The organism is Sphingobium sp. HWE2-09 (genome assembly GCF_035989265.1).
Classification (GTDB): domain Bacteria; phylum Pseudomonadota; class Alphaproteobacteria; order Sphingomonadales; family Sphingomonadaceae; genus Sphingobium.
Genome location: NZ_JAYKZX010000003.1, coordinates 2,601,045 through 2,625,040, shown reverse-complemented (window position 1 = coordinate 2,625,040; position 23,996 = coordinate 2,601,045). Strand labels below are relative to the sequence as shown.

Sequence of the window (23,996 nt, the reverse complement as noted above, 5' to 3'; positions counted from 1 at the left end):
TCGCTAGGAGATTAGGGGCGGGGAAGCGTCCAAGCCCCTGCCGGGGACACAGACCGCTGGGCAGAACGCGGAATGAACTTCGTCTTCTCTGCCCGGTATGCACCGACATTCCCGGTATCAGCCTCAGCATCAGCCATCAGCTTGGCAACGGACGGACGGCCAGCGGGCTTACGGGTAGCAAATTCGGGGGTCGGGATGCCCAGCACGTCCAGCGCTAGACGGAAGCCAGAAACGATACGGCGATCAGCGGAGGCGAAATAGATGGCAAGCTGCTGATTATCGACAGCGGCAGTATCCACAGTCAGGATAGTCATAGATAATCCTTTCTAATATCGGGAAATGTTGTCCAATAAAGTAAGATAGATGTCTCTCTTACTCATGGCCGTTAGGGCTAAGGGTGAGCGGAGAAACAGAAAGGCCCAGATGCTCAACCTATCGGGCAATAGGGTGACACGGGTACATTTATCGCAATGAGCATCTGGGCAAGCGTAAGTCTAAACTTACATCATTCGGAATGACCTAGTGCGGCAGAGTATCAACCGGGCGACAAACCGGGATGTTATCTGCAATCATAACAGTGACGCCGTATCAGCAATTATGTATGCGCTAGATCAATCAGAAGAATGTAAGAGAGATAGCTATACCTGATAATCGGTATGGCTGAGCATTATGAGAATGAGGCAGGAAAGATCATCATTAGATCATTATAATATATGATCCTAGATTGGATGAGTTCTTGGCTGTATCTATCGGTCCCCCCTACCCCCCAAAGCGCCTGAAATGGCCCTTGTCCACAAGCGTGGTCATGGTGGTATTCGACTACAGAAGCGGCAGGCCGAACGCCTGTCTTCCAGTCAGTGGGAGCGATACAGCGGGTCATGATCCTGAGTTGGATTGAGCCTTGGCTTGTATTGCTATCGGTCCTGATGCCGCGCACCTTCCTTGGAAGAACGTCACGCCCCTACGCCTTACGGCTAACCCTTACGGGCTGTGGCATCATACAGTTGTCCGCACTGTCAGGCGGTCCCCGGCTCTACGGGCAATGGCAATATGAGAAGGGCGTTTCTGGTGGTCGTAATGACCGGGGCTTAGCATGACGGTACTGATTGTCCACGCGGCAGAAATCCGCCATTTCTCAGGCGTCGATTTCCGGCCCTCTCAGGCGCTGTCCGGTCGTCGGGCAGGTGTAGGGGCATCTGTCCCCGGTTTCGATCCTGTATGGCCCGCGCTGGCCGGGGACGGCGCATGTCAGGACCGCATAGGCAGGCCGTCGAGTACGGGAAGCGCCCCAGCCATCAGGCCGGGACGCCTGCCCGCGTTTCGGCCCGTTGGATCGACGCAATGCTAGTGCCATACTCTTTGGCTAATGCCCGGATGCTCATGCCTGCCTTGCGCTTGTCGGCAATCTCAGTCTGTTGCGCAGCGGTTAGCGTCATCGGCCTGCCCAGCGCCTTGCCCTCAGCCTTGGCCCGGCTAAGCCCTGCCTGTGTCCGCTCTATTAGCAAGTCCCGCTCAAACTCAGCGACGGCAGCGATAACGCCCATGGTCATCTTCCCGGCTGGGCTGGTCAGGTCCGTTCCGCCCAAGGCAAGGCAATGAACCCTGATGCCCTCAGCGGCCAGCTTCTCGACCGTGGCCCGAACGTCCATGGCATTGCGCCCCAGTCGGTCCAGCTTGGTCACTATGAGGATGTCCCCAGCCTCTAGCCGGTCCAGTAGCTTGGCAAAGCCCTTGCGCTCCATAGCAGGCAGGGAGCCGGATACGGTTTCCGTCACTATGCGCTTAGGCTCGACCGTGAAGCCAGCGCTTTCAATCTCGCGTACCTGATTATCTGTTGTCTGGTCTGCCGTACTGACGCGGCAATATGCGAATGTCCTAGCCATGATGCCCTCTGTCTGTATCGAATAGGTGCATCAGTAATAAGCCTGTATCGTATCCCTAGTCAAGCTAGTTTGTGATACGGGCAATCAATGCGTATCATAAACGGTCGATTTCGATGCAGTGACCATCTAATACCTAATCCGTAGCTCGGCTGAGATTCAACCGTTACGGATCGCCTCGGAATCGAGCCGAGACCCAACCGTGTTCGCGACCAACTTATCAATTATCACAGCAACTGAATCTTTGTTCACGACGTGGACAGCGCGCGATTTGGCGGCCTTTAGAAGGACTGCTTTCGTAAGTTCAAGCTCAAGCAGCTTAGCGTGCGCTTCAGCACGCGTGGTTGATCGCGCAAGAACATCCATGACTGCGTCCGCCCTAGCTTGGTCGTCGCCTTGGTTCTTAGAGCGAGAATTTGATGCTCGAGGCTTCTTCGGCGGGGCTCTCAGCGATCTGAGATTTCCCGCATTCAGCAGCGCGTCGAGCTCTGTCGTATCCAACGCATCTACAGCATCGGCCAGAGCACGAAGATAGTTAGCCGCCGCCCTTCGCTTATCGATGCTCATAATTTAATTACTTCCATAAATTCAGTTGTAACCTGCTCAATCCCGTCAACAACTTTCTGATGGGAGTAGTTTGAAGCCCCATTTAAAACAACTGGCACGCCATACTCAGGTGCCCCTGCAAACATCGTGTCATTGCGAGTTATATAAGAATTAAATACGCGAAGGCCGCTATCTTGCGCTATCTTGTGCATATATGTTCGTTGCGCTGAGATTGGCGACCCTCCATATTCTTGGATCATTGTAAAAACTACACCGGCAATCTTCGGATTTATTTGTGGTTCTAGATCGCCCTGCTCTAGTTTAACAAACTCATTATAGTCATCGACCAATTGTCGAATACTGCGACGTAAATAATCGATACCGAGAGTGGAAAGCTGATCTGGTTTAGTAGGAACTAAGATATACTTGCTAGCCACTATAGCTGTTTTGGTCACAATGTTAAAGTTTGGTGGGCAGTCTATTAAACAGATATCATAATTATTCTCAAGAACCGGATCGTTTAGTCCGACAAGAAGCCTCTTATGTACGGACAAAAAGTTCCGGCGAGCTTGAGAAAGATTTGCTCCACCGATTTGCGTGGCCAGCTCAAGATCGACGTTGATGAGGCCAAGGTGAGAGTAAATAATATCTAACGTGCCACGCCCAGACAGGCGGCCGCCAACTCTTTCTGGCTTTTCAATAATAGATTGTAGCGGAAGTCTTTGTCCTGCATCAAAACTGTCGTACCATGCCTTGATAGTCCTGTCGGGTGCGAAACGCCTGCTCCATTCCTCAGCCGAGATGAATGAGAACGTCAAACTTGCTTGCGCATCTAGATCGAGAAGAAGCACCCGCTTTCCGCGCCACGCGAGCTCCGCCCCAAGGTTCGCCGTCAGCGATGTTTTGCCAACGCCCCCTTTGTAATTGATAACTGATACGACCTTCATCAATTCTCATCCTCGCGCTCGCGACTGCTACCCGGCTGCACTCCAACGGATGTCTCGATCGCACTTTGCTCAAGAATCAGCGAGCGACGATCATGCAGCACCCATTTCATATAGAACATCAGGAAAGGATCGGTCAGCGCTAACTCCTGCGTCCCAGCAAGCCACTCTAGAGGGGCTGCGCGGTTGCCCGACACAACGGCTGCCATACTAGAACACAGCGCACCGACCTGCTCAGGCGAAGGGGGGACCGCTCTGCTCAAAGCAATAAAGGAGTCGCGTATCTCGGGGTACGCAGTGATTGGCTTCAGTCCGCTCCGTGCAACGGCTGCTAATAAGACCAGCGTCATCGCATCCTCTCCGCCTGTTCGCAATTCTGCCATTGCAGGCATCCCACCGGCGACCCCGCACTGGGCGAACCTATCGAATCTTGACAATCCTTTGTTGGCAACCACCTTATCATACGCCCGGGCTAGATCAGCGCCTGTAGCGGTTGCCTGCTGGCTGACCCCTGTCGCCAGCAACACGCGACTGAGCTCATGACAAATCTCCTGAATAAGCAAAGGATTTCCGAAAGCATCGTCGCACATGCGGCGGCGCAAAGAGGCTTCCACGGTTAGCCCTAACGCAAGAAATCCCTTAGCAGCTATTTCGTTCAGATCATCACTGGACCATCGAGGTATCTCAACGTGATTGACCCGACCTTCCACCTCACCCTCAACATCGGCGGGGTCAAACGCCCTGTGTGGCACGGCTAATACAACTACCCTCATCCCCTCAAAAACTGCCGACTTCAACGATCTGATAACTAACGTTTGAACATCTTTTCCAATATAGTGGAAATCCTCGACAATTAGGGTGATGTCATTTCTCTTCAATTTTTCTAGCGTGTCGAGCAGCGGAAACGAAGTGAAGGTGGTGGATTTTGCCTCTTGGCTACCAGATGTGCGGTCTATCGAACCCTTCTTTTGGAATATGCTTGGTATTCCGGAGGACATTTCTACTAACCACCTGAACGACCAAATCTTTGTTACGATTGACGTGGAGCTGCTCGGAAGGCGCAGTTTGTGTGCGGTCTGACGCCAAAAATCCTCGGCGGTCGTTACCTGGCCACCCTGCACAGTTATGTGCCGCCCTTTGCCGAGAATCCGTTCGCAAATCACAGACTTACCACACTTTGTAGGCCCGCTTACTATTGTGAACGAATGGCGGCGTTCTAACGCATCCATCATGCGGGTTTCGAGGCCGAGATGGTCCCGATCGACGTAGGTTACGGACGGAACGCCGCCCACTGCAAAAACGTTCGACACCGCCTTTGATGGCGAGCGTTCCAACGTCCTCGATCGAAATAGCTTCAGCCATGTCATGGTGCCTTGTCTGGCAATTCGCGGGCGACGTCAACGGTATCGAGACAGTTCCTTCAGACACTCAGCCTCCATGCCCGAGTAGCAGTAGCGCATTAGGCGGTCACCGCAGAGGGTATGGCAACGCTGGGCTGCAAAAAATGGCTCCAAGCTTCGAGCAGTTCTCGTCTCATTTCAAGAAAAGTGGTTCGTTTGTATGCTCGTACGACCCGGTCGGCGACAACGTGAGCGAGTGCAGCTTCTGCAACATCGTCAGGGAAATTAGGCATTTTTTCCGCCGCCCAATCGCGGAACGAGCTGCGAAAGCCGTGTGCGTTGTATGGAACCCCAGCCGTCCGCAATACCTTTGAAGCGGTCATGTCCGATAACATTGTTCCGCCCTTTCCAGCAAAGATCAGGTCTTTGGGATTTGGCACATGATTCCCATTCATAGACTTTAACAGCCAGACAGCAGCTTCGTTCAGCGTGACAATATGTGATTGGTGCGTTTTCATTATGTCAGCCGGCCTATTCCATTCGCGCTTTGCCAAGTTGATTTGCTCCCAACGCGCAGCACGTACCTCGCCCTGACGAGCAGCCGTGAAAATCTGAAAGAGAAGCGCTTGCCTTCCGATTGTTGGAGCATCGGCTTGCAACTTTGCGACGAAAGCAGGAGCCTCAACATAAGGCATCGCCGAGTGATGCCCGCCCTTCGGTTGACGTGGAAGGGCCACGGCGACTGACCGGCCCGGAGCCTCCGTCGGACGCCACCCTTTGCTGTGCGCAAAGTCGAGAACGTTGCGAATGCGTTGTTTAACCTTGCGGGCCATGTCCGGTTTGGAGGTCCATATCGGTGCAAGCGCAGCCGTGATGTCGCCAGCAGAGATGTCATCCACTCGTTTGCCGCCGAAAGCTGGATACGCATGGTTCTCCAGCGATTTGATGAACACTTGGGCCCCCTTCTCCTTCCAGCCCGATTTTAGGGCTAGATGAGTTGCTTTTGCGGCTTCGCTAAACGTCGGACTCGATCGGCGCTCGCGGTCTCGCTCTGCCACAGGATCTAGGCCGGATTTCGCCATCGTCCGAAGCAATTTGAACCGCGCCGGGTTTGTCGGAGGCTCCAACTCTTGAGTAGATGGAGCCGATATGAGCAAGACGACGAACAAATTTGCGCCGGAAGTACGCGAGCGAGCGATCCGGATGGTGCTGGATCACGAGCGGGATTACCCATCGCGCTGGGCCGCGGTGGTATCGATTGCCGAGAAGATCGGCTGCTCACCGCCGACGCTGCATGAGTGGGTGAAGAAGGCTGAGGTCGACAGCGGTAAGCGGGCGGGTGTCCCAGCCGAAATTGCCGACAGGGTGAAGGCGCTGGAGCGCGAGGTTCGCGAACTGCGGCAGGCCAATGAGATTCTCCGCAAGGCATCGGCATATTTTGCTCAGGCGGAGCTCGACCGCCCGTTTCGGCGATGATTGCGTTCATTGACGATCACCGCGATGCCTATGGGGTCGAGCCGATCTGCCGCGTCCTGCCGATCGCCCCATCCACTTATCACGAGCGCGTCGCGCAGCGACAGGATCCGACACGCTTGTCGGCGCGGGCGCGGCGGGATGCGGCCCTCAAGCCGGAGATCGCGCGCGTGTTCGCCGAGAACTTCGCGGTCTACGGCGTGCGCAAGGTGTGGCGGCAGATGATGCGGGAGGGCGTGCCCGTCGCCCGCTGTACGGTCGCCCGGCTGATGCGCGAGATGGGCTTGGCCGGAGTGATCCGGGGCAAGCCAGTGCGCACGACCATCAGCGACAAGGCAGCAGCTTGCCCGCTCGATCACGTTAACCGCAGGTTCTACGCGCCAGCGCCGAACATGCTGTGGGTATCCGACTTTACCTATGTCGCGACCTGGGCCGGCTTCGTTTACGTCGCTTTCATCATCGATACCTACGCCAGGCGGATTGTAGGCTGGCGAGCCAGCAGGACAGCGCACGCAAGCTTCGTCCTCGATGCGCTGGAACAGGCGCTTTATGATCGACGGCCGGCCCATCGGGGCGGCCTCATCCATCATAGCGACCGCGGGTCGCAATACGTGTCCATCAAATACACCGAGCGCCTCGCCGAAGCCGGGATCGAGCCGTCTGTCGGCAGCGTCGGCGACAGCTACGACAATGCTTTGGCTGAGACGATCAACGGCCTTTACAAAGCCGAGGTGATCCACCGGCGAGGACCGTGGCGCAGCTTCGAAGCGGTCGAGTATGCCACGCTCGAATGGGTCGACTGGTTCAACAATCGCCGGCTGCTGGAGCCTATCGGCAACATCCCGCCTGCCGAAGCCGAAGATCAATATTATGCTGCCGCGGACAACATCGATATGGCAGCGTGACTCACAACCCAACGCCTCCGGCAAATCCGGCGCGGTTCAATTCAGCTTTTTCGCGGGCTTCGCTAAGGGTCAAGACTTGACGGTGCAAGATTGGGATTTCGACCGCTAGCGCGCCAGCAACGAGGGCCTTTCTGGGGGCTTCTCTAAAGCTCCCAAGTCCGATGTCACGCCGCCTGCCATCTACCTGAACACGGAGCAGCCAAGATTTGGCTCCGGTTGGTTTGACGAGTAGATAAAGGCCCCTCCCGTCACCATGGCGTCCCGGCTTTGCATTTTTTGCTGAAATGGCAGTGAGTGGAGGCATATTCGTTCCCCTATTCGTTCCCACATAATGACTCGAATGAATACGAACGTCAACGAACGATAGCGGAACAGCAACCAGATATTATACTTTATAATCATATAGAAAAGGACAGCCTCGGACAGTGGTGAACTCTAAATTCGAGTCCTCTTCTGGGACTCACACTGCCGAACACCGACATCGTTGATCTCAATGGAGAAAATCTGACCACGATCGAGGGTTCATCCCGGCACCCTCAGCGCTTTCCTCTTCTGGGCACCATTTGTTCTCAACCTATTGAGAATGCTGAGGGATCGTCGCATGACGGTCCCTCATCGCGTATCTGCTACACAAAGCTGCTACACAATCATGGTCCCCGACCAGCCTCAATCCCGCAGAATTCCGGGAAAAATGGCGGCCGCTGGTTCAGTTCTCTCTATGCTTCGACGAGGGGCGAGAAGCGCCGATTTTCTTCGCCTTTGTCGTAGCTTCGACGAAATGCCGCTTCACCATGCTAGGCTTGTTCAGGTGCTCCGCGTGCCATTTTTCATATTCAATCTGGGCTTTGGCCTTCGCGGCATCCGCCTTGACCTTGCCTGCATGACTCAGGATGTCGCGGTCGCTGAGCGCCAAGAAATTATCCAGTTTCGCGATCCAGTCGTGCATGGTCATCGGCTTGCGGTTCATCGCCTGAAGTTCGGCGAATTCCAGATAAGCCGTCACGATCCGGTTGAGAGCCTGTATTTCATCCTCGGAAAGATAGTTCTTCGCGATGGTCACGTCGGTCTTGCGCGGTGGGCCGCCCTTGGACAGGTGAGCCCGACATGATCCTTGCTCGCGCTGACGCGGGCGGAAATCACCTCGGCAGCGGTATGGCCATGCGCCGCCCAGTGCATCTTGTTTTGCACCGTCTGAAAGAAAATCTGGGTCGTTTCTGCGTTCCGATCATAGTCCACGCTGGTGCCGTAGATGTCCAAGACCTTCTGGTAGAACATCCGCTCCGACGATCGGATATCGCGAATGCGGGCCAGCAGTTCTTCGAAATAGTCGGTGCCCGGCTCCTTCAGGCGGGCATCGTCCATGACGAAGCCTTTCACCAGATATTCCGACAGACTGGTCGCCGCCCAACGCCGGAACTGCAAGCCTCGCGCCGAACGCACACGGAAGCCGATCGCGAGGATCATGGAAAGGCTATAATGCAACGTCCGATAGGCCTTACCGTCGGCGGCAGTTGTCAAGTATTCCTTGACGACTGCCCCCTCCTCTAGCTCTCCCTCTTCGAGGATATGCCGGATGTGCAGGCTGACATTCTGCTTCGTTGCTTCGAAAAGCTCAGCAATCTGCGCCTGACTGAGCCAGACCGATCCGTCCCGCGCCTTCAGTTGGACGACGGTTGCGCCATCCTCGGTGCTATAAAGAATCATTTCACCCGACATGGTTGAGCCTTCTCGTGGGATACCCGGATAGCTGATTCATCGACTTCCTCATGATGCGCTACTCTGTAGAGCAAAGAGAACAACACAGGAACTGTTGATCACCTGCGATGTCACCGGGCGGCGGGATCACGGCCTTATGTTCCCAATCAACGCCCGAGATGAGAGAGATCAACATCGGCGAAAGTGAGCTTGTTCACGGCTTCCGCCAGCACCTCGATCCGATGCCCCCGCCCGTAATTTTCCGAAACCTTTCCATGCGTGGAGGGGCCGGTCGTCCATCCCCCAAGGGCCATCGCAAGGTCGTGTTCAATTCGGGCATGCCTCAGTTCATCCCGGAAACAGTGCCTCAGCGAATGGAAGCATGTCTTCTTGCGCCGCGCGCCGATGTTCCCAAGGAACTGGGTGAACCATTTGCTGAAAGCGACAGCCCTGACGCCGTTGGTGCCGAGATCGATGTCAGCAAAGAGCTTCGCCTCCCCCGCTCGCCGTTTCTGGGCGACATATGTCATCAGGTCGAGATCAAGAAGGCGGTGATGGATGGGAATCAGCCGTTCGCTCGCACCCGTCTTTAGCTGCTTGTCCGTGCTGCCCACGAGCGACTCTGTCGTGATCACCATGCAGGGCACACCCTCGATCATCCGCACATCTTTCGTGTCCAACTGGCATATCTCGTTCAGTCGCATCCCGCTGTGCAGGGCGATGAGCGGAACCCAGTAGCGCGCATTTTGCGGGCGCTCGTGACCGGGCGTCGCGTAGCCCCGGTCCCCATCCTTGCACCCCGTATAGAGAGGGGCATGGAAGATGAGACGCAATTGGTCTGGCAAGAATGGATTGCGCTTATCCTTCTTGGCTGTGCTGTCGGCGAAGCGAAGGCCTCTCGCGGGGTTCCGCTCGGCCAATTCCTCATCGACCGCCCAGTTGAGGAAGCTCGACAGGCTGCTGAGATAGACGTTGGCGTTCGCAACACTGATGGGCACGCCCTTCCCGGTCTCCTTCAGCCGGGCCGATGCCTGTTCGGGTGAGAGGTCGGGGAAGAGCTTCGTCGCGTTTCGGGGCAGATAGCGCAGCACCTCCATCAGACGGCGCATGTGACTGCGAGAGGGGCTTCGGATTTCGGTTTCCGCTCCAATCACGGAAACCGCGAGTTTGCGGACGGTGTCGTAGGTCTCTCGCGTTCGCGCCGACCATTGGTGCGTCGGATCGGAGAGATATCGCTCATAGGCCTCTCCAAGCGTCACGCCGAGAGGAGGAGCCTCTTCACCCTTGGGGGCAGTGATGGTGCGTGGACCGATATCAGGAAGATAGTCGTCGAGCGGTTTCAGGAGCGTCAGGTCGACAACCAGCCCTCCTTTCGACCGGGCATCCTCGAACATCAATTCCAGTCGGGCGGCCGCTGCTGACAATCGTCGCCGTGCGATTTGAAGGCTGTCCGTGTTGAGCGATCGCCATATCTCCACCCGTCCCATCGCCTCCCGGAGGTCGCGCGGAACCCTGCGTCGCAGATAATATCTACCCTGCCGGATAATCAGTCCGGATGGGCAATTGTGTAACAGCTTTGTGTAGCAGGAGCGGCCGCCATTTTTCCCGGAATTCTGCGGGATTGGGGCTGGTCGGGGACCATGATTGTGTAGCAGCTTTGTGTAGCAGATACGCGATGAGGGACCGTCATGCGACGATCCCTCAGCATTCTCAATAGGTTGAGAACAAATGGTGCCCAGAAGAGGAACCGCACCGCTGCCATGATCGTCGGGGCTATCTGATGCGGACGAAGGGGTATCGTCGGAGCGTGATGTCATGCTCGATCTCCGTAATTATAGAGTGAGGGTAACCGGCAGCGTCAGCCGCGATCGTTAGTAACGATAGTCAGGCGGCGATCGGTTCGGCCATTTGGGTCTTGATCCGGTGGACGGTGCCGACTCCTACGCGGAGCTTCTTTGCTGTCGCGTTGATACTGGTCCCGCGCGCGAGTTCGCGCCTGATCTTGTCGGCCTTGGCGGCATCGAGAGGTGGGCGGCCTGATCGCTTGGTCGATCGGGCGAGACCGGCCATGATCCGCTGGCGCAGGATCGATCGTTCGAACTCGGCGAACACGGAAAGCATCGAGAACATCGCGCGCCCGGCGGGCGTCGAGGTATCGAGACCTTGGGTGTGGAGATACAAATCGACGCCCCGATTGTTGATCTCGCCGAGGAAGCCGACCAGATGCTGGAGCGATCGGCCCAACCTATCGACGCTCCAACAGGCGATGAGGTCGATCTCGCGGCGCGTGACCATCTGCATCAGCCGATCATAGCCGGGACGCTGATCCCGACCCTTGGCTCCGCTGATGCCTTCATCGGCCAGTTCGACCACAACATGCCAGCCAAGACGGTCGGCGACAGCCATGAGTTCGCGACGCTGGTTATCCACGGTTTGGCTGTCGGTTGAGACCCGGAGATATAGCGCCACGCGTTTCATGGCCGCAGATTCTCACATCTGGAGAATGGACTCAAGCACTTAAAATACTTCAATTTTCCTGCACATTGCGTTGAAGATCGATTGAGCGTTGAAAAACATTAGATGCGGTGATATAACCACTGCGACTCATCGAAGTCACTCGGCCACCATTTAGCGGCTGGGTTCCTCATGAAAGGAAAGAGATATGTTCGCACGTTTTACCATGGATAGCGTTGCGCTCCAGCGTGATCCCAACCTTGCTGATATGCCGTTCCAAGCTGGCTCTCATTCGCCTGCGTTCGAAAGCGAAACCGGTCAGCGCATCTTCGATTTGCTCACTTCTCGCATTGGTGTGGCAATGCTGATTGGCGCGGTATGCTCGGCGTCATCGCGACCGCCTGTCGTCGGCATCGAGCCGCTGCTTGCTTCCCAGATCGGCGAACCTGCTTTCGAGGACGCAATGAAGCGTCTTACCGGGCGGATCGTCCGCTACATCATTGAGCACATCGGCGGCAAATACGAGACGCGCGGCGTGAAGGTTACACAGGCGTTGGCTTCTCATTATTCGAGCGGCTCGACCTACTCCTTCCCCGCTGAGGTGCGGCGCTCCGTCGCTTGATCTGGATGGGGCCTTTATACGAGGCCTCATCTGCCGACTACGAACCTCAACAGCGGAGTGGAAAATGAGCGATAACAGGCAGTGGGAAAAGGTGGCTGATGACGGCTACTTTCGCGCAGTAATGGGTAAAATGGTCGATCTCGGTTTCGGCCCTCGTCGAGACGAAGCGGGCTATGTGCGCTTCGGCATCACCGGCATCGGCCACGCTCCCAACTACCAGATTGAAGGCCCCGATGGTGTGAAGCATTGCTTCAAGGGGATGGGACATGGCGAAGCCGTCGATGCAGGTGACGAGTTCGCGCCCAGCAATCTCTCGGCTGATCGGTTCAGCTATACCGATGTGCGCGACATGCTGGCTCGCCTGACGGGGACGGGCGTTCAATGACGCCAGACGAATCTGATCCATTACCGTCGCCGTTCGTGTTTCCCGATGTGGCGGAGGCAGTGTCGCGGGCGATCGATAAAAGAGCCGATGAGATCATTCGTGCGGCCGATGCAGGTGAGCCGCCAGTGACGGTGCTAATCTCAGACCTTGGCGAATTGATCGGCGAGGGTATCTACTGGCGGAACGCGGAGCGGAAGATCAAAGCTCTCCTCACCCCAGCCTTCGAAACGGCTGGCAAGAAGCGGGTCGGACTAACCGGCCTTGCTTTTGGCCGCTGCTACAGGCGAACCGACGCGCCACCGATCTGTCCCCATTCGGCAACCAACTGATTTACGAGTGACAAAACGGCGATCATTGAAGTGGCGGAAATGGCCGACTTCGGAGGGGCCCTGACAGCCGGGTTTATGGAATGGCAGGTCGGGGCTGAGAAGTTATCGATCATCCACACGACATCAGCGCCCAGACAGTTCCCTGTCGCAGGCATGGCCGCCGCGATAGCCCGACATGTTCTCATGTTGGGGCTGGGATCAGATCGATAGACCGAAGTGTCATGTGACCACCGGGCGGGCCGCCGCCGGGGACGCTGCGCTCTCCGGGGCCATTAGTGCCCCCATCTCTATATATTATATGCAAAGGGCACTATTTTGCCCGGATCGCGATCAGCGAGACCGTGACACTCCGGACAGCGCTGCCGCGTTGGGATGAAGGTGATCATGATCGACGGGGACATCAGCGCGGTCGAGGAAAATCTGATACACAGATGTATCTGATCTTGGCGTCGCGGTAATCATGGTTGCGGCACGCCGACGTAGTGGTCACCAAGGCGTCGCAGCCGATCGACACCGCCATGGAGCACGGGAATCCAAGGCGTCCCAGCCATCAACATGCTCGACCTCATCATGGCAGGATCATCGTCGACGCCGATCATACGGCCGCAGCCGCATTGTTGTTAAAGTTGCGGGTTGGGAATCATGATCAATCGACAAGAATGTCGGAAATCTGCGGGATGGCAGGGTGTCGGGATGACAGTCGCACGTGAATGTTGCGGCGGGAAGGTCGAGGTCAGTAGCCTTGGGTCATGACATACATATCATCACATGGGCCCAAGCGCGCCATCCGTAACATCCTGCGTAATTTCGACCGCGCAAATAAGGTCGAGGCTGCTGATGTCCCCATCGAGCAATTGATCAAGGCCATGCGCGCCGACCTCCAACGCAACAACCCCCATCTGTCTGATGCAGAAATTGAACGACGGATCGAACGTCGCCTTGGTCATGGGCTGCGGCCTACGACTGCTGTGCCTCGTGCTCATCCGATGCCGACGAAACGCCCCGGAGGAAAGCCTCGTCGTAAGAAGGGCGGAAAGCGGTGAGCAGGCACGACATCGTTTCCGATCGAGAACTGCTGGCGGCAGTAGGGGCTCTGGATAGCAGCTTTGTTCCTCTATTTGAGCGAGGGCTGGTCAGTGGTTCATCGATCCTTGAACAGCGTCTGGCGCGATGCGCTTTCGGCAACGGCGAGTATCACTGTCTCGCCCCATATAAGAAACTGCTGGGAATGAACCACCGTCACGCCGAAAATGTCGCTGCCGGGCGGGCGAAGGTGCATCACTTCCTCCTGTTTTCAAATAGCTTGGCGGTGACCCGGCCCGATACGAACGGAAAGTGGCCAGAGGCCAAGGGTCGCCTCCGTCTTGGAACACAACAGATTTTCACTTTCGAGTTCGATGTGGAATCAGAATCCTTTCTCGCTGAGCAGTTGGACTGGTGCCTGCCGAAGCCGCCCTTCAGCGCATCAGCCCTATCGATTCTGCATGACAGGCTGCGGGAGTATCCACCGCTTCCTCCTGGCAGCATGCTGACCGCAAAGGTGCGAGATCAAGAGGGGCAACATAGCGTGGCTCAGGACGAAACAGCTGTGCGATAGCGTGGAGCGACTGCCGTTCACGGACGTCGGGCAGCGAGGCGGCGATCTTTGCGAGGACGGAATTGGCGGCACACGCCAGCGCCGGATCGCCCCAGGCACGGACTTCGGCCAGGCTGAGGGCAAGCACCTCGATCTCGTCCTCGTCGAACATCTGAGGCGGCAGCGACGGCTTTGATCATTTGTCGAGATAGCGGACCTGCGGCACCTGAAGCGATTTCTAATCAGATGGAATCATCTGATGACTCGGAAATCGCGTAAAACCAATAATCTGGGGCGGTTGATCCGATACAATCGGATCGCAAACTGCTCTAGAGGCTGGAATTTGGACGTTTAGCAACTACAAGAAGGTCGGACACGGCCCGTCTCGCGATCAGATAAACCAGTATGGTTTCAGCACTTTCCGACGGCCTTCATTTGTCGATGGTGAATGGCCACCTGTCCATGCGCCCATCGCAAAGCCGCTGGCTCATTGGTTTTACGGGTCAGGCTGCGATATCGATTGACGATGACATTGCCATCAGGCTCCGGCAAATGCTTGAGCGTGCAGGCGGCGTCTGGACCGGCTGATGCCAACTTCCTGAACAGCACTGTCTTCGCCTCCCATTCCCCCGATTTTTCGCCTTGGTAGCGATGGTTGTGCGTATTAGCCCACCCAGGCACGTAGTTGTAATCCTGCGCGGCGATGGGACTCGTTACGCCCAGCAGGATCAAGCCTCCGACCAATTTGCGATATAGGGTCATCAGAGAAACTCCACTCTGTCCATGGCACTATAACCCGCGAAATGGCTTCAAGAGCCGTGGCTACGGAAATCTGAGCTGCCCAGCTTGTAAGGGTCGAACCAAAGATATGTCGGCGAACACCCGAATTTATATTGCTTGCGAAGACTTTCAAATTGAATGGCGGGCAGCGCGCGCTATCAGCCGCCCCATGACGATACTGCCCTTTGTTCGAGCCGCAACGACGAAAACTGGCGCGCGATCATGTCCCTCCGCGACGCGCCAACGCAGCCTGGTGCGCCGCTTCATTGCGATTGGTCTCGCGGGGATCGGGATGCTTGTTTCAGTCAACAGCTGGGCTGCAACCTATTATGTCGATTCCAGTCTTGGCAACGACGGAAATGATGGGCAGTCCCAAACTGCGCCGTGGCGTTCGCTGCAACGGATCAAGGACTTTCCTTTACAGCCAGGGGACACTGTTTTGCTCGTCGCAGGATCAGTGTGGCGCGAACCGCTGATCCTGACACGTTCCGGCAGAAACGGCGCATCAATTTCGGTTGGCGTAACCGGGGTCGGTCCCAGGCCGCGAATCGAGGCGGGAGGCGTTGCCGACTATGGCGTCGCCATTTTCAACGCCGAATTCATAACCGTCAGCGGTCTGGAGGTCACCAATGACGCCATGCCGGTGCAGCCGCGCTTTGGCGTGCTGGTTTCGGCGCAAGATAGTGGCGTCAGGCGTGGCATCCGCATTACCGACATGTATGTGCATGATGTTCGTGGGACCAATGACCGCAAGGATAATGGCGGAATCGTTTTTCGTGCTCTTGGTCCCAAACTGGCGACGCGGTTCGAGGATCTGAAGATTGAGCGGAACATCGTCTGGCGGGTCGATCGGTCCGGCATCGCAGGCATCAGCGACCAGGTCACGATCGCGCGATGGTTCCCCAGCGGAAAGGTTGTCATCCGCGACAATCTTGTCGAGGATGTGGGCGGGGATGGCATCGTCCCGCGCGGCACGGACGGCGCGCTTATCGAACATAATATCGTGCGCTACGCCGGGAGCCGCGCGCCGGGCTATAATGCCGCGATTTGGCAATGGAGTACCGACCGAAGCCTCATCCAGCTCAACGAAGCCGCCTTCACCGTCACCCGCTACGATGGTCAGGGTTTCGACTCCGACTTCAATTCCCGCCGGACCAGCTTCGTCTACAATTACAGCCACGACAATGCGGGCGGTTTTCTGCTTATTTGCTCTCCACGACGCAACGATAAGGATAATCTGGGCAATTACGGCACGACCGCCCGATTCAATGTCAGCCGCAACGATGCAGGTCGCATTTTTCAGCTTTCCGGCCCGGTCTCGGACGTGTTGATCAAGAATAATGTCGTCCATGTCCCACTGCCTGTCGATGCACAGATGGTAATCGCTACCCAATGGGACGGTTGGGCCAATGATGTTCGCTTCGTGGAAAACAGGTTCGCGGTTCTGGGCACCGCCCGCTACGGTCATGAAGCAGGACGCAGCGGACCCGACTATAAAATCGCGCCGGGTTTCTCGCCGGCGAAAAATATCCGGTTCAAGGGCAATGCGTTTCTCGGGCGTCATATCGATCCGCCCGAAGATGAACACGGAACATTTGATGCAGCCTATAGTGCGCCCCAAGCCGATTGGAAGGTGCCGGTCTTCGATCCTGCCAGCGCGGCCGATTTTACCACATTCATCCTTCAACATCGCAGCTGGATGGTGACGATGCTGGAGCGGGAACTGCGCGCAACCGTACGCCCGGTGCAACCAACCAGAACAACCTTTCTTGAAGCACGTCGCTAATCGCGTCCGGTCGCTACGCGGCAAGCGCCCTGTTCAACGCTTGTTGGCTAAGTTCAAAACATTCCATGCGCGCTGTTTTCACGGCGTCTAAAGCATGCATCTTGCGCACCCATGCATCAGGGTCGGCATGCGTGCTCTGATGAAAAAGTGGCTTCGAAGCCCCGTTCCGCAAATGGTGCCCAACCCCAAAATACGCTATCGAATGGCGATTTGTATCCTTGGAAAACATTTTTGTGGATGCATCCCCGTTTGAAGGTAAAAGACAAGAATGCCGGGTGAATCCGGTAATAAAAACAGGGAGAGAGAAGATGTCGCGACTGCGCAAGAATATGTCCATGTCGGCGTCCGCGATGGTGCTGGCCATGGCGCATACGGCCATGGCGCAAGACACTGTCGCCGCCGACAATGGCTATAATGAAATCATCGTAACCGCACAGAAGCGCGCGCAATCGTTGCAGGATGTCAGTGTTGCGGTATCGGCGGTGAGCGCCGACACGCTGGCCAATGCCGGGATCAGCAATTTGCAGGATATGCAGCAGTTGGTGCCGTCCGTCACCTTCGGCAACGACTTCAACCAAGCGAAGGTCTTTATCCGCGGTGTAGGCGCCAATACGTCCACCACCGGCAGCAGCACCGGCGTCGCGCTGCATGTCGATGGCGCCTATGTCGCGCGGGCCGAGGCGCAACTGACCTCGCTGTTCGATGTCGAGCGGGTCGAGGTGCTGCGCGGTCCGCAAGGCAGCCTCTATGGCCGCAACGCCGTCGGCGGGTCGATCAATATCATCACGGCCAAGCCCACGGACAAGCTGAGCGGCTATGCGCGCCTCAGCTACGGCAATTACCAGGCGCTCAACACCGAAGCGGCGGTTTCCGGCCCCGTCACCGACTGGTTGCGCCTGCGCCTGGCGGCCAAGAGCGAAGTGCGCGACGGCTATGGCAAGGATCCCTTCAACAATTGGGACGTCGACGACCTCAATCGCAAGATGGTGCGCGGCCAGGCGCAGATCCTGTTTTCCGAAAAGGCGGACCTGCTGCTTTCGGCGGAATATTTTCGTCAGGACGACAATAGCGGCGCGGTCCATTATTATGGCGACGCTTTCCCAGGCGTAGCGCGCCTAGCGCCGCTTGGTCCGGCCGGTATTGCAACGCGCCCGCGCGACCTGGGCAGCGATGAGCCGCCGTCGGTCAATACGAAGAGCCAATCCTATACAGCTACGTTCAATTGGGAACTGAGCGACGCCTTCTCCATCACCAACGTCGCCAATTACCGCGATTTCAAGACCCAGCTTATTCAGGATCTGGATATTTCCGCGGTGGTCAACCAACTGCCGACCGCAACGACCGTGCAGACGCGCACGATCAATTCCAAGCAATGGAGCAACGAATTCCAGGTCAAATATGACAGCGACATCGTCAATGGCGTCGTCGGCCTCTATTATTTCGGCGAGCATCAGCGCCCCCGCGATCAGGTCGGCCTGTCGTCCTCGTCCGGCATGGCCAGCAATATCGGCTTTCTCGCGACGCGGCCGACCATCATCGATGGCAAGCCCGCAGCGCCCGGTTCGATCAGCCTGGCCTATGCCGATTATCTGTGCGGCTTTGACGAGGGGGTTGCGCCCAATCGCGTCTGCCTGCGCTCGCGGCTCAACACCGAAGCCTGGGCCGCGTTCGGCCAGCTCAATTTCGATCTGGAAAAGGCGATCGGCCTTAACAATCTGACCTTGAAACTGGGCGGCCGCTTCAGCCATGAAAAGGTATCGACCGCCAACATGTCGGTCGTCATGACCGCGAACGCCAATCCGGCGGCGGGGTCTGTCTTGGCCTTTACCGATGCGCCCTTTACGCAAGGCGGCACCTATCGGCAGAAGACGTTCAAGGATTTCACCCCGGAAATCGGCCTCAACTGGCAACCCAACGGCAATACGCTTATCTATTACACCTATTCGGAAGGCTTTAAGGCGGGATCGGGCGAGAATGCCGCGGGCAGTTCGACGATCGTAAAGCCGGAAAAGATGAAGAACCATGAAGTCGGCGTGAAACTCGACATGTTCGATCGCATGTTGACGCTCAATCTGGCGGGCTATTGGTACAAGCTCAAGGACTTGCAGATCAACAAGACGATCGGCGGCGGTCCCACCGGCTATACCACCATCTTCGAAAATGCCGCGCGAACAGAGGCAAAGGGCGTCGAGATCGAATGGATGTTGCGGCCGATGCATCGGGTGCGCCTGTCCGGCGGCCTGTCCTATACCGACAGCCAGTATAAGGATTTCCTGACGCTCGATCCGCTCGACCCCCGCAACGTCGCCCAGCCGGGACAGCCCGCCTATAATCCCGTCACCAACCCCGATCCCACCGCCTTCGGCGCGCCCTGCGTCGACGGCAGCGCGAATGTCGGCGGCTGCCAGATTCAACTCGCGGGCAATCGCACCCGCAATTCGCCCAAATGGTCCTATAATGTCCATGGCGAGCTGGATCTGGTGGAAGGTGGCGACATCGGCACCGTCACCTTGTCTGGCGATATGTCGGGCAAGAGCACGATTTATTTCACCGAGTTTAATCGCCTGAGCGAAGGCGCCAAAGCGTTTACATTGTTCGATGCGGCATTGCGCTGGACCTCCAGCAAAGAGGATGTCACCGCGTCGCTGTGGATCAAGAATATTGCGGATACGCTGCGGGCCAGTTCTACCTTCGCGATTTCCACCGGGCGGGTCATCGGCGCAACCTGGTTGCCGCCGCGAACCTATGGTTTCACGCTCGGCTACCGCTACTGATCAGCGTTGATCTGACGAAAGGGACGGGATCTTGATCCTGTCCCCTTTTTTGGGAAATCTGCGTGCGGGTTGGCGGAGACAACGACCTGAAGGGCACCGTCAAAGCATTACGTCACAAGGGCGATGGTTGCAGAAGGCTTTGTGAAAGCTCTACGTCAGGATTGTTCTGATACGCTTCGTGGTACTAGGATCAATGTTCGGCCTTCCACACGCCAGCTGGCGAGCTGCGACAGGAAATTCATCCCTAATATATCGACCGGGCCAAGCGCGGGCGAGATGACGACCTTGAGATTGCGCGCTTGGATGGCCCCGATGTGCAATCGGTCAATCGAGCCGGTTGCTACCGTAACCGCCCCGTTGGCAGTTTGCATGACAACGGGCATCATATTGGTGTTGCGCTCAACGGACGCGCTATCCGCGGTGGTCTGGGATATGGCTGTGATGGTCGCTCCACTGTCGACTAGCATATGCCGTTCCACGCCATTGATTTTGACCCGCGCCCAGAAATGGCCGTCCCGGCTCATGGCAATGCGCACATCCTTGCCGGAAACCATCTGGTCGTCGAGGCCAAGCCTGGATTTCAATCTGGCAAGCGTTGGATCGAACGGGGCCTGCTGAAACAGGATAAACAGGCACAAGGCCAGCAATCCCACCGAAAACAGCGCACACAATATCCGCCCGATAAAGGGAATGTTGAATAATACGATCAGCAGGATCGCAGCCCCCACGGCGTAAATGGCAAGTTGCGGCCATTCGGGGTTGGTCGTGAGCTCCACTGGCCCGTGCCACTGCAAAGGCGACGTCATTGAGCCGATGCAGGGCGATCCGGCGCAACTCGCCATACCGTATTCGACACGTCGTCAGCGACGATCACGCTGCGACGTACCGGGTCGTAAGTGACGCCGACCGGTCGTCCCCGCGCATGTCCGTCCTTCAGGAAACCAGTCAGGAAATCGACCGGCTTGCCCGCCGGGCGGCCATTGACGAAGGGTATCCACACCACCTTGTAACCCGACGGATCTTGCCGGTTCCAGCTGCCATGCTCGCCGACGAAAGCTCCCTGCGTGAACGGCCCGACGCCTGCGCCCGTCACAAAGCTCAAACCTAAAGCTGCGACATGGGAGCCAAGCGCATAATCGGGGCGCAGCGTCTTTGCGACCATCTTTGGATTTTGCGGATGCACCCGCGGATCGGCGTTGCGCCCCCAATAGCTGTAGGGCCAGCCATAGAAGCCGCCCGGCCGCACCGACGTCAGATAATCGGGCACCAATTGCGGACCCAGTTCATCGCGTTCGTTGACCACCGACCAGAGCGCGCGGGTCTGCGGATTGATGGCGAGCGCCGTGGGGTTGCGGATACCGCTGGCATAGGTGCGGCGCGCGCCGGTCGCACGATCGATTTCCCAGATGACGGCCCGGTCCTCCTCAACCGCCATGCCGCGCTCGCCGACATTGCTGTTCGAGCCGATACCGACATAGAGTTTCGTGCCGTCCGCGCTGGCGGCAAGCGACTTGGTCCAATGATGGTTGATGCGCGACGGCAGCTTCGTCACCTCCTGCCCCGGTGTCGCTATGCGGGTGTCGCCTTCCTTGTACGGAAAGCGCAGCAACGCGTCCTGATCCGCGACGTAGAGATTGCCATCGACGAAGGCCAAGCCATAGGGCGCGTTCAGCCCGTCGATCAGGATCGTCCTGACCTCGGCCCTGCCATCGCCATCGGCATCGCGCAGCAAGGTGATGCGGTTGCCACCTTTGACCGGCGTCTTGCCCTTGCTCTTGATATAGCCCGCGATCACATCCTTGGGCCGCAGCAGCGGGGCATCCGCACCGCCCGATCCTTCCGCGACGAGGATATCGCCATTGGGCAGCACCAGCGTCTGGCGCGGCACTTTGAGATCGGTGGCGAGCGCGGTGACGGTAAAGCCCCGCGGTGCGACCGGCTTTTCGCCATCCCAGCCCTGTGGCGTGGCGATCTTGATCGGCGGTATCAGCGTCTCGCGCTGGGCGGGCAAGTCGGGGGTGGCGCCGGTCTGGTCGATGCCGGGCTTGCTGCTGCCGCAGGCGGCGAGGGCAAGAATGGCGGCAGTCGCGCCCAATATGCGGAGATAATGGGTCATCGGGCGATCTCCCGCTTGGCGCCATGCGTAAGCCAGCTTGCGGCGATGGCCAACGCTGCGCTCAGGATGGAGAGTATCAGCCCGGTCGTCCCGACCGAACTCCATGCGTCGCGGCTATGCTGAAACGCGTTGACCAAGCCCGCTATCCACGCAAGCGCGAGCAACAGCGCATAGAGCCGCGCCCCGCGCCACATGATCGCCAGGATCAGGCTCCACGCCAACGCGACCCCACCGAACACGAGCGCCCCGACGATGAGCCAGGACGAAAAATTCGTCCACTGAACCTCTGCCGTCCGAAGATAGGTGATGTCGGTGAACAGCGCGATGGTGAACAACGCAACCGGGAAGGAGAGAAGAACGGCAAGGGGCGGTGGAAGCAGTGGCCGATATGCCGACGACGCGCTGGACAAGGAACGTCTCCAGTGTGGGAGCGGGAGGAGGATAGGGAATGCGCGGCACGTCACTTTGGTTGCGCGATCAGTGTCATGTGTCGCCTTTGCGCGGGCCTTTTCGCCGGGATCGCCCCGTCGTCATGGGATCTGGCTTCTTGGGCGGCGACCAGCCGGGCGGGGTCGATACGCGCTGGCGGTTCGTCCCCAGACCCATGGCGCCGGGCGTTTGGCGCACCAGACCGGCCGGATCGAAATCGGTCGCTTGCGTTCCCGCAGGAGCGGTGCGCAACAGGCTGATACGGTCCCGCAAGTCCGCGGCGGTCTCGAAATCGCCACGATCGGCCGCTGCCTCCATCGCCAGCCGAAGCGCTTCGATGCTGCCAGCCTTCGTCATTTGAATGCCCAGCGCAGTGTCTGTGCGATGCCGAAGGTTCCTGCCCGGACGATCGGGCGCTCCAACGGAGACAGGCTCATCCCGTGCATCTTGCGCGCCCATTGCGGGAGCAGATCGACCGCCGCCTGTACCGCCAACCGTCGTGGCGCTTCGGCCGCCAGGCTGGTCGTGGCGCCGCTCATGATCAGGCGTGCGACCGTCCGGGTACGATCGTCCACGCGCAATTGCGGGCGCATCTCGTCGATCAGGGCGCGCGCTTCTGATCGCGATGTCGGCACCGGATCGGCGCCCATGGCGCGGCCGATCAGCGCCATTTCCGCGAAATATCGATCCTGGTCGGCGGCGGGCATGGCCGGTTCGCCATAGCGAATCCAGGCATCCAGGAAACTGCTCGCTTCGGTGACGTGGACCCAAGCGAGGAGGGCCGGATCATTGGCATGGTAGGCCGTGCCATCCGGCAACGTGCCGCTGACATGATCATGCACCCTACGCACTCGCGCCATGGTCGCCTGCGCCGATTTCCGATCGGCATAGGTCGTCACCGCGATGAATCGAGCAGTCCGGCGTAGGCGGCCATGCATGTCCGCCCGAAAATTCGAGTGATCCCAAACGCCAGCTAGAACGGAAGGGTGCAACATCTGCATAAGCAGGCTGCCGATCCCGCCGACCATCATCGACGCCACGTCGCCATGCACCCGCCATGCTACCGAGTCTGGACCAAACAGCGCATCGGCGCTTCTTGATATGGGTGTTTCGCCCTTGCCATGGTCGTTGAACATAGCGACCACCTGATGGCGGATAGACTGTTTGATGCCGTTGGACAGGGTGCGGGGTGTCAGCATGCAGGGATAAACGAACGGCCCGGACGATTGGTCCGCATGGACTTTCAATCCTTATCACCCGACCCCGGGTTCCGCCATTTTGCGATGTTGTTCCGCCAGGATCGCTGCGGACGTGACATACGCTACAGCAGTCTTCATCAAGGCGTCCCAGCCATCGCGCGCTACAGTCGACGATCGGACTGCAACATATGGCCGTCAAAGGTCGATCATGCCGGTCGCAGCGTTATGCTCCAGACCATCTAGCCATAAGCAGGCATGGCGCGTTATGCGATCGCTATGACAAAGCCGACCGACGACCAACTCGCCACGCTAGGCTCTGCGTTCGAAACCTTCACGCGCCGCTACAAGCTTGCCGAAGCTATGAGCGCGGAGAAGCCGCTGAACGAACTCGACAAACAGACGCTGTTCTATGTGGCCCAGCATCCTGCCTGCGGACCGAGCGACGTGGCGCGCTTTTTGGGCACGGCCAATACCACGATTTCGTCCGCGACCGACCGCCTGGTCAAGCGTGGCCTGCTCAAACGCGCCCGTGTCGAACAGGATCGCCGCGCCGTCGCCTTGGAACTTACCGGTGAGGGCCAGTCTTATGTCACTGTCCAGCGCAAGACATATCGGGACATGTACCGGCTGATGCTGGAGCGGCTGGCGCCCGAGGAACGCGATCAGTTCATCGCACTCATTACGAAAATCGTATATAACGATTATTGAATAGTACGAAGATCGTTATATATTGGGAAGCAGCACGTGGTCGCGCCACTCGCGA

28 protein-coding genes and 1 other annotated feature are annotated in these 23,996 nt (G+C 57.8%); of the genes, 7 read left to right on the top strand and 21 right to left on the bottom strand.

All coding sequences use genetic code 11. From position 1 onward, the window contains the following. Positions 1-11: 11 nt before the first annotated feature. The 6 genes from U5A89_RS18260 to U5A89_RS18235 form a co-directional block, all read right to left on the bottom strand. Positions 12-314: a hypothetical protein gene (locus U5A89_RS18260; RefSeq protein WP_338162444.1), complete on the bottom strand. Its 303-nt coding sequence runs from the start codon at positions 312-314 to the stop codon at positions 12-14. A gap of 981 nt (positions 315-1,295) precedes the next feature. Continuing rightward, a complete protein-coding gene (locus U5A89_RS18255) occupies positions 1,296-1,883 on the bottom strand; it encodes a recombinase family protein (RefSeq protein ID WP_338162443.1) in 588 nt (195 codons plus the stop codon). Between the two features lie 156 nt (positions 1,884-2,039). Continuing rightward, positions 2,040-2,447 carry a hypothetical protein gene (locus U5A89_RS18250; RefSeq protein WP_338162442.1) on the bottom strand — a complete coding sequence of 136 codons (408 nt, stop codon included), beginning with the start codon at positions 2,445-2,447 and terminating at the stop codon, positions 2,040-2,042. Next, positions 2,444-3,373, bottom strand: coding sequence for a ParA family protein (locus tag U5A89_RS18245; protein ID WP_338162441.1), 930 nt, complete (start codon positions 3,371-3,373; stop codon positions 2,444-2,446). The genes U5A89_RS18250 and U5A89_RS18245 overlap by 4 nt, the downstream gene beginning before the upstream one ends. Next, a complete protein-coding gene (locus U5A89_RS18240; RefSeq protein ID WP_338162440.1) occupies positions 3,373-4,737 on the bottom strand; it encodes a hypothetical protein in 1,365 nt (454 codons plus the stop codon). The genes U5A89_RS18245 and U5A89_RS18240 overlap by 1 nt, the downstream gene beginning before the upstream one ends. Before the next feature lie 92 nt (positions 4,738-4,829). Continuing rightward, positions 4,830-5,792: a tyrosine-type recombinase/integrase gene (locus tag U5A89_RS18235; protein ID WP_338162439.1), complete on the bottom strand. Its 963-nt coding sequence runs from the start codon at positions 5,790-5,792 to the stop codon at positions 4,830-4,832. Positions 5,793-5,859: 67 nt separating this feature from the next. On the opposite strand from U5A89_RS18235, the gene U5A89_RS18230 reads away from it, so the two are divergent. Beyond that, positions 5,860-7,088, top strand: a protein-coding gene (locus U5A89_RS18230) for an IS3 family transposase (RefSeq protein ID WP_338159455.1) whose coding sequence is annotated in 2 segments (ribosomal slippage) — positions 5,860-6,148 and positions 6,148-7,088 — 1,230 coding nt in all. Because the reading frame shifts where the segments join, the coding sequence is not laid out codon by codon here. Continuing rightward, positions 6,141-6,257: a sequence feature (AL1L pseudoknot), on the top strand. It overlaps the preceding gene by 117 nt. A gap of 1 nt (position 7,089) precedes the next feature. Here the strand turns inward: U5A89_RS18230 and U5A89_RS18225 are convergent. The 5 genes from U5A89_RS18225 to U5A89_RS18205 form a co-directional block, all read right to left on the bottom strand. Next, entirely contained in the window at positions 7,090-7,392 is a 303-nt protein-coding gene (locus tag U5A89_RS18225) for an Arm DNA-binding domain-containing protein (protein WP_338162438.1), read from the bottom strand. A 402-nt stretch (positions 7,393-7,794) separates the two neighbouring features. Continuing rightward, the gene (rhuM, locus tag U5A89_RS18220; protein ID WP_338162437.1) at positions 7,795-8,148 is read right to left on the bottom strand and encodes a RhuM family protein; all 354 of its coding nucleotides are present in this window, start codon (positions 8,146-8,148) and stop codon (positions 7,795-7,797) included. Further along, a complete protein-coding gene (gene rhuM / locus U5A89_RS18215) occupies positions 8,145-8,804 on the bottom strand; it encodes a RhuM family protein (RefSeq protein ID WP_338162436.1) in 660 nt (219 codons plus the stop codon). The genes rhuM (U5A89_RS18220) and rhuM (U5A89_RS18215) overlap by 4 nt, the downstream gene beginning before the upstream one ends. A 146-nt stretch (positions 8,805-8,950) precedes the next feature. After that, entirely contained in the window at positions 8,951-10,600 is a 1,650-nt protein-coding gene (locus U5A89_RS18210; protein ID WP_338162435.1) for a DUF6538 domain-containing protein, read from the bottom strand. Positions 10,601-10,667: 67 nt separating this feature from the next. Then, entirely contained in the window at positions 10,668-11,261 is a 594-nt protein-coding gene (locus U5A89_RS18205) for a recombinase family protein (RefSeq protein ID WP_338162434.1), read from the bottom strand. A gap of 184 nt (positions 11,262-11,445) precedes the next feature. Here U5A89_RS18205 and U5A89_RS18200 point away from each other — a divergent pair, with 184 nt between their 5' ends. From U5A89_RS18200 to U5A89_RS18190, 3 genes are all read left to right on the top strand, one after another. Continuing rightward, on the top strand, positions 11,446-11,859 hold the full coding sequence (locus U5A89_RS18200) for a hypothetical protein (RefSeq protein WP_338162433.1): 414 nt from the start codon (positions 11,446-11,448) through the stop codon (positions 11,857-11,859). A gap of 64 nt (positions 11,860-11,923) precedes the next feature. After that, positions 11,924-12,244 carry a hypothetical protein gene (locus U5A89_RS18195; RefSeq protein ID WP_338162432.1) on the top strand — a complete coding sequence of 107 codons (321 nt, stop codon included), beginning with the start codon at positions 11,924-11,926 and terminating at the stop codon, positions 12,242-12,244. Next, entirely contained in the window at positions 12,241-12,573 is a 333-nt protein-coding gene (locus U5A89_RS18190; protein WP_338162431.1) for a hypothetical protein, read from the top strand. The genes U5A89_RS18195 and U5A89_RS18190 overlap by 4 nt, the downstream gene beginning before the upstream one ends. A gap of 764 nt (positions 12,574-13,337) precedes the next feature. On the opposite strand, the gene U5A89_RS18185 is transcribed toward U5A89_RS18190, so the two are convergent. The 4 genes from U5A89_RS18185 to U5A89_RS18170 form a co-directional block, all read right to left on the bottom strand. Then, positions 13,338-13,520, bottom strand: coding sequence for a hypothetical protein (locus U5A89_RS18185; protein WP_338162430.1), 183 nt, complete (start codon positions 13,518-13,520; stop codon positions 13,338-13,340). Between the two features lie 194 nt (positions 13,521-13,714). Continuing rightward, positions 13,715-13,852, bottom strand: coding sequence for a hypothetical protein (locus U5A89_RS18180; protein ID WP_338162429.1), 138 nt, complete (start codon positions 13,850-13,852; stop codon positions 13,715-13,717). Positions 13,853-14,030: 178 nt separating this feature from the next. Then, positions 14,031-14,321 carry a hypothetical protein gene (locus U5A89_RS18175; RefSeq protein ID WP_338162428.1) on the bottom strand — a complete coding sequence of 97 codons (291 nt, stop codon included), beginning with the start codon at positions 14,319-14,321 and terminating at the stop codon, positions 14,031-14,033. Between the two features lie 239 nt (positions 14,322-14,560). Beyond that, positions 14,561-14,911: a hypothetical protein gene (locus U5A89_RS18170; protein WP_338162427.1), complete on the bottom strand. Its 351-nt coding sequence runs from the start codon at positions 14,909-14,911 to the stop codon at positions 14,561-14,563. A 106-nt stretch (positions 14,912-15,017) separates the two neighbouring features. On the opposite strand from U5A89_RS18170, the gene U5A89_RS18165 reads away from it, so the two are divergent. Further along, on the top strand, positions 15,018-16,715 hold the full coding sequence (locus tag U5A89_RS18165; RefSeq protein ID WP_338162426.1) for a right-handed parallel beta-helix repeat-containing protein: 1,698 nt from the start codon (positions 15,018-15,020) through the stop codon (positions 16,713-16,715). Between the two features lie 13 nt (positions 16,716-16,728). Here U5A89_RS18165 and U5A89_RS18160 read toward each other — a convergent pair whose 3' ends face one another. Further along, a complete protein-coding gene (locus tag U5A89_RS18160) occupies positions 16,729-17,079 on the bottom strand; it encodes a hypothetical protein (RefSeq protein WP_338162425.1) in 351 nt (116 codons plus the stop codon). Between the two features lie 13 nt (positions 17,080-17,092). On the opposite strand from U5A89_RS18160, the gene U5A89_RS18155 reads away from it, so the two are divergent. Next, positions 17,093-19,489, top strand: coding sequence for a TonB-dependent receptor (locus U5A89_RS18155; RefSeq protein WP_338162424.1), 2,397 nt, complete (start codon positions 17,093-17,095; stop codon positions 19,487-19,489). Positions 19,490-19,644: 155 nt separating this feature from the next. Here U5A89_RS18155 and U5A89_RS18150 read toward each other — a convergent pair whose 3' ends face one another. From U5A89_RS18150 to U5A89_RS18130, 5 genes are read right to left on the bottom strand one after another with little or no spacing between them, the layout of a single operon-like run. Continuing rightward, the gene (locus tag U5A89_RS18150; RefSeq protein ID WP_338162423.1) at positions 19,645-20,295 is read right to left on the bottom strand and encodes a retropepsin-like aspartic protease family protein; all 651 of its coding nucleotides are present in this window, start codon (positions 20,293-20,295) and stop codon (positions 19,645-19,647) included. Continuing rightward, positions 20,292-21,605, bottom strand: a complete 1,314-nt coding sequence (locus tag U5A89_RS18145; RefSeq protein ID WP_338162422.1) for a PQQ-dependent sugar dehydrogenase — start codon at positions 21,603-21,605, stop codon at positions 20,292-20,294. Before U5A89_RS18145 ends, U5A89_RS18150 begins: the two co-directional genes overlap by 4 nt. Then, on the bottom strand, positions 21,602-22,069 hold the full coding sequence (locus tag U5A89_RS18140) for a DUF2231 domain-containing protein (protein ID WP_445190667.1): 468 nt from the start codon (positions 22,067-22,069) through the stop codon (positions 21,602-21,604). Before U5A89_RS18140 ends, U5A89_RS18145 begins: the two co-directional genes overlap by 4 nt. A 19-nt stretch (positions 22,070-22,088) precedes the next feature. Further along, a complete protein-coding gene (locus tag U5A89_RS18135) occupies positions 22,089-22,391 on the bottom strand; it encodes a UvrB/UvrC motif-containing protein (RefSeq protein ID WP_338162420.1) in 303 nt (100 codons plus the stop codon). Then, positions 22,388-23,233 (bottom strand): oxygenase MpaB family protein, encoded by an 846-nt coding sequence (locus U5A89_RS18130; protein ID WP_338162419.1) that lies wholly within the window; start codon positions 23,231-23,233, stop codon positions 22,388-22,390. The genes U5A89_RS18135 and U5A89_RS18130 overlap by 4 nt, the downstream gene beginning before the upstream one ends. A 276-nt stretch (positions 23,234-23,509) precedes the next feature. Here U5A89_RS18130 and U5A89_RS18125 point away from each other — a divergent pair, with 276 nt between their 5' ends. Then, entirely contained in the window at positions 23,510-23,941 is a 432-nt protein-coding gene (locus U5A89_RS18125) for a MarR family winged helix-turn-helix transcriptional regulator (protein ID WP_338162418.1), read from the top strand. Positions 23,942-23,996 lie beyond the last annotated feature (55 nt).

Excerpts from the sequence above, each read along its gene's own strand:
- U5A89_RS18260 (WP_338162444.1), bottom strand. The coding sequence starts at position 314 with ATGACTATCCTGACTGTGGATACTGCCGCTGTCGATAATCAGCAGCTT.
- U5A89_RS18255 (WP_338162443.1), bottom strand. The coding sequence starts at position 1,883 with ATGGCTAGGACATTCGCATATTGCCGCGTCAGTACGGCAGACCAGACA.
- U5A89_RS18250 (WP_338162442.1), bottom strand. The coding sequence starts at position 2,447 with ATGAGCATCGATAAGCGAAGGGCGGCGGCTAACTATCTTCGTGCTCTG.
- U5A89_RS18245 (WP_338162441.1), bottom strand. The coding sequence starts at position 3,373 with ATGAAGGTCGTATCAGTTATCAATTACAAAGGGGGCGTTGGCAAAACA.
- U5A89_RS18240 (WP_338162440.1), bottom strand. The coding sequence starts at position 4,737 with ATGACATGGCTGAAGCTATTTCGATCGAGGACGTTGGAACGCTCGCCA.
- U5A89_RS18235 (WP_338162439.1), bottom strand. The coding sequence starts at position 5,792 with ATGGCGAAATCCGGCCTAGATCCTGTGGCAGAGCGAGACCGCGAGCGC.
- U5A89_RS18225 (WP_338162438.1), bottom strand. The coding sequence starts at position 7,392 with ATGCCTCCACTCACTGCCATTTCAGCAAAAAATGCAAAGCCGGGACGC.
- rhuM (WP_338162436.1), bottom strand. The coding sequence starts at position 8,804 with ATGTCGGGTGAAATGATTCTTTATAGCACCGAGGATGGCGCAACCGTC.
- U5A89_RS18210 (WP_338162435.1), bottom strand. The coding sequence starts at position 10,600 with ATGACATCACGCTCCGACGATACCCCTTCGTCCGCATCAGATAGCCCC.
- U5A89_RS18205 (WP_338162434.1), bottom strand. The coding sequence starts at position 11,261 with ATGAAACGCGTGGCGCTATATCTCCGGGTCTCAACCGACAGCCAAACC.
- U5A89_RS18200 (WP_338162433.1), top strand. The coding sequence starts at position 11,446 with ATGTTCGCACGTTTTACCATGGATAGCGTTGCGCTCCAGCGTGATCCC.
- U5A89_RS18195 (WP_338162432.1), top strand. The coding sequence starts at position 11,924 with ATGAGCGATAACAGGCAGTGGGAAAAGGTGGCTGATGACGGCTACTTT.
- U5A89_RS18190 (WP_338162431.1), top strand. The coding sequence starts at position 12,241 with ATGACGCCAGACGAATCTGATCCATTACCGTCGCCGTTCGTGTTTCCC.
- U5A89_RS18185 (WP_338162430.1), bottom strand. The coding sequence starts at position 13,520 with ATGACCAAGGCGACGTTCGATCCGTCGTTCAATTTCTGCATCAGACAG.
- U5A89_RS18180 (WP_338162429.1), bottom strand. The coding sequence starts at position 13,852 with ATGCACCTTCGCCCGCCCGGCAGCGACATTTTCGGCGTGACGGTGGTT.
- U5A89_RS18175 (WP_338162428.1), bottom strand. The coding sequence starts at position 14,321 with ATGTTCGACGAGGACGAGATCGAGGTGCTTGCCCTCAGCCTGGCCGAA.
- U5A89_RS18170 (WP_338162427.1), bottom strand. The coding sequence starts at position 14,911 with ATGACCCTATATCGCAAATTGGTCGGAGGCTTGATCCTGCTGGGCGTA.
- U5A89_RS18165 (WP_338162426.1), top strand. The coding sequence starts at position 15,018 with ATGTCGGCGAACACCCGAATTTATATTGCTTGCGAAGACTTTCAAATT.
- U5A89_RS18160 (WP_338162425.1), bottom strand. The coding sequence starts at position 17,079 with ATGGCCAGCACCATCGCGGACGCCGACATGGACATATTCTTGCGCAGT.
- U5A89_RS18155 (WP_338162424.1), top strand. The coding sequence starts at position 17,093 with ATGGCGCAAGACACTGTCGCCGCCGACAATGGCTATAATGAAATCATC.
- U5A89_RS18150 (WP_338162423.1), bottom strand. The coding sequence starts at position 20,295 with ATGACGTCGCCTTTGCAGTGGCACGGGCCAGTGGAGCTCACGACCAAC.
- U5A89_RS18145 (WP_338162422.1), bottom strand. The coding sequence starts at position 21,605 with ATGACCCATTATCTCCGCATATTGGGCGCGACTGCCGCCATTCTTGCC.
- U5A89_RS18135 (WP_338162420.1), bottom strand. The coding sequence starts at position 22,391 with ATGACGAAGGCTGGCAGCATCGAAGCGCTTCGGCTGGCGATGGAGGCA.
- U5A89_RS18130 (WP_338162419.1), bottom strand. The coding sequence starts at position 23,233 with ATGCTGACACCCCGCACCCTGTCCAACGGCATCAAACAGTCTATCCGC.
- U5A89_RS18125 (WP_338162418.1), top strand. The coding sequence starts at position 23,510 with ATGACAAAGCCGACCGACGACCAACTCGCCACGCTAGGCTCTGCGTTC.